Genomic DNA, 3,606 nt, shown 5'->3' on the forward strand with positions numbered 1-3,606 from the left:
AAAGCCATACACCGAAACTGCGGGCTTGTCTTTGACAAGCGGTAGCGGAGCGTTCTGTAAGCTGATGAAGGTGGACCCGTGAGGGCTGCTGGAAGTATCAGAAGTGCGAATGCTGACATGAGTAACGATAAAGAGGGTGAGAGACCCTCTCGCCGAAAGTCCAAGGGTTCCTGCGCAACGCTAATCGGCGCAGGGTTAGCCGGCCCCTAAGGCGAGGCCGAAAGGCGTAGTCGATGGGAACGGGGTTAATATTCCCCGGCCAGTGGGTAGTGACGGATGCCGTGTATCGTATCTCCTTATTGGATTGGAGATGCGGTGAAGGTGTTCCTGGAAATAGCTCCCACGCTAAGACCGTACCCGAAACCGACACAGGTGGACAGGTAGAGTATACCAAGGCGCTTGAGAGAACTGTGCTGAAGGAACTCGGCAAATTGCTCCCGTAAGTTCGCGAGAAGGGAGCCCAATACGAAGGCAACTTTGTATTGGGGGCACAGAATAGGGGGTTGCGACTGTTTATCAAAAACACAGGGCTCTGCGAAGCCGCAAGGCGACGTATAGGGTCTGACGCCTGCCCGGTGCTGGAAGGTTAAGAGGAGGTGTGCAAGCACCGAATTGAAGCCCCAGTAAACGGCGGCCGTAACTATAACGGTCCTAAGGTAGCGAAATTCCTTGTCGGGTAAGTTCCGACCTGCACGAATGGCGTAACGACTTCCCCGCTGTCTCCAGCACAGACTCAGTGAAATTGAATTCCCCGTGAAGATGCGGGGTTCCTGCGGTCAGACGGAAAGACCCCGTGCACCTTTACTACAGCTTCACACTGGTATTCGTGATGACATGTGTAGGATAGGTGGTAGACGTTGAAACCAAGGCGCCAGCTTTGGTGGAGTCATCCTTGAAATACCACCCTTGTCCTCATGGATATCTAACCGCGGTACTACAATACCCGGGACCGTGTGTGGCGGGTAGTTTGACTGGGGCGGTCGCCTCCCAAATGGTAACGGAGGCGCGCGAAGGTAGGCTCAGAGCGGTCGGAAATCGCTCGTTGAGTGCAATGGCATAAGCCTGCCTGACTGCGAGACTGACAAGTCGAGCAGAGACGAAAGTCGGTCATAGTGATCCGGTGGTCCCTCGTGGAAGGGCCATCGCTCAACGGATAAAAGGTACGCCGGGGATAACAGGCTGATGATGCCCAAGAGTCCATATCGACGGCATTGTTTGGCACCTCGATGTCGGCTCATCACATCCTGGGGCTGGAGCAGGTCCCAAGGGTTTGGCTGTTCGCCAATTAAAGTGGTACGTGAGCTGGGTTCAGAACGTCGCGAGACAGTTCGGTCCCTATCTGCCGTGGGTGTAGGAAATTTGAGAGGATCTGTCCCTAGTACGAGAGGACCGGGATGGACGAACCTCTGGTGGACCTGTTGTGGCGCCAGCCGCATTGCAGGGTAGCTATGTTCGGAATGGATAACCGCTGAAGGCATCTAAGCGGGAAACCAACCTCAAAACTAGATATCCCTTGAGAGCCGTGGAAGACCACCACGTTGATAGGAGGCATGTGGAAGAGGGGTAACTCTCGAAGCTGAGCCTTACTAATAGCTCGATTGATCTTGATCACTCCCATTAAGCTATAATCATAAACGACAAACACGTAGATTTGTCGCCAACAAAACAAAGCTAAAACTTGGATAACAACAACAGACACTTCGCAGAAGTGTCCTGACACTCTCAATAAGAGTGGCATAAAAGACCAGTTCAAAAGTCAGTGTGACTTATTCCTGCCCGGTGGCTATGGCGGGGCGCCCCCACCCGATCCCATCCCGAACTCGGAAGTGAAACGCCCCTGCGCCAATGGTACTTCGTCTTAAGACGCGGGAGAGTAGGGCGCCGCCGGGCATGAATAATACACACCGACAAAAACCTCAAAATAAACAGAACAATATATCAGACAAAAAGCCCCCAATGCTTAAAGCATGGGGGCTTTTTGCGTTTTGGAATTAGGCCATCCTGAATGAACGGGCTGAAAACACAGCGAGCAAAGCTCCAAACGGCCCAGAACCAAAGCACTCCCCTATCCCTGAATATACAGCCTCAAGTTTGCCTGAGTAAAACCAAAGCAATGGCTTCAAGGGATTGAAACGTATTGCCTAACGATGCTGTGATGAGACAAGCACTACCCTCCGTGTATCCCAAAGAGAAGGGGAGTGAGCCTGTGGGAAGGGCGAGCCTTAGACCTCAAGAGCGACTAACACAGGCGATCAAGCCGCGGTATTTATGAGCTGGTGCTGTGTGAAGCGTGATTGAGCTAAACCGCAACTGGGATGACTTTGTGCGGCTATCTGCGTTCGCTGGTATTTGCACACGTATTGCGCCTCCACGCCTGCTGCACTTGCGAAGGTAATACGAGGCCAGTCGTGCATCAGGATGTAAACGGGAGGATTGAATCCGTAACTGCACCACGTTGCCGGAACGGCGGTGCGCTCCTATCTGCGTTCGTTGGCGGCATTTGCACTCGAATTTGTGCCGCTATGATTGCTGAGCTTTCGGAGGTAATGCGGAAGGCCATTCTGCGTAAGGATGAGATAGATGGGATAGCACCCGTAACTGCTCTACGCTGACTACAAAAGAGATGGAACTATTCTTGTGCTACCTGGGGTTAATAAGAGTGAGCGTGTGTGATGGGTGCTCTTTATCGGTAGCCAAATCTGAAAGTTAGTTGAACGGGTACCGAATTGGATTTTGATTGTGTTATCTTCGTTGCAGTTATTGGCTGTGTTTGATGCCTTTTTTTGATTGCTAGGGAGAGACTACATTGATGCGGGATGAGTTTGATAATTATTGCAAGTCATTGGTTGGGACGAGCAATGTCATTCAGTGGGGGAACGCTTCGGTTTGGAAGGTTGGAGGGAAGATCTTTGCGATCTGTTCTAACTGGGGAGAGGACCGTCCTGAGATGGAAGGGATCAAGATCAGCTTTAAGTGTTCGGAGCTTTCCTATCAGATTCTGACGGAACAGGAGGGCATTATTCCGGCGCCTTATCTGGCTCGGGCGAAGTGGGTTCAGATTGAGACTGCGCAGGCGATGGCTGATGAAGACATCAAGGATTATGTTCGCGAGGCGCATAGCATTATTGCGAGGAAGCTGACCAAGAAGTTGCAGAAAGAGATTGGTTTTGTTGCAGCTTAAGTGTGTCTGATCACGTGGGGCTCTGAATAACTGATCGTGCTGATTTTAAGGTTTGCGTTCTTTTGTGCAGATTTGCGTTATTTGCGCGAAATGTGCGTTGCTCGTGGTTCTTATTGAGTGGTTTTGTGTCTGGCTTTTGCACCGCATGCATTTAATTTTGAACCGGGGAGGTTCTATCATAGAACCGCCTAGCGGGCATATGTTTACCCCGTGGAATTCGCCTTACTTTTTATGCCCGCTTTTCCGGATGTTACGCTGGCATCCGCATATAAAAGTTATCCCCCTCTGAGGATATTTCTTCACTCATAAGCTTGTCTTTGCGTAGCATTGCGATCATTCGTGCTCGGTGCTCGGTGCTCGGTGCTCGGTGCTCGGTGCTCGGTGCTCGGTGCTCGGTGCTCGGTGCTCGGTGCTCGGTGCTCGGT

Annotated in this window: 1 protein-coding gene and 2 rRNA genes (1 of these 3 cut by a window edge); all 3 read left to right on the plus strand. The window is 51.6% G+C overall.

Going from position 1 to position 3,606, the window contains the following annotated elements:
- Window positions 1-1,612 (plus strand): 23S ribosomal RNA (locus DHN43_RS21685); it begins 1,119 nt to the left of the window's first position.
- 163 nt (window positions 1,613-1,775) lie between these two features.
- Window positions 1,776-1,890: ribosomal RNA gene (gene rrf / locus DHN43_RS21690) — 5S ribosomal RNA — on the plus strand.
- Window positions 1,891-2,806: 916 nt separating this feature from the next.
- Window positions 2,807-3,181 carry an MmcQ/YjbR family DNA-binding protein gene (locus tag DHN43_RS21695; protein WP_108820001.1) on the plus strand — a complete coding sequence of 125 codons (375 nt, stop codon included), beginning with the start codon at window positions 2,807-2,809 and terminating at the stop codon, window positions 3,179-3,181.
- Window positions 3,182-3,606 lie beyond the last annotated feature (425 nt).

It is taken from the genome of Pseudovibrio sp. Alg231-02 (assembly GCF_900143565.1).
Classification (GTDB): domain Bacteria; phylum Pseudomonadota; class Alphaproteobacteria; order Rhizobiales; family Stappiaceae; genus Pseudovibrio.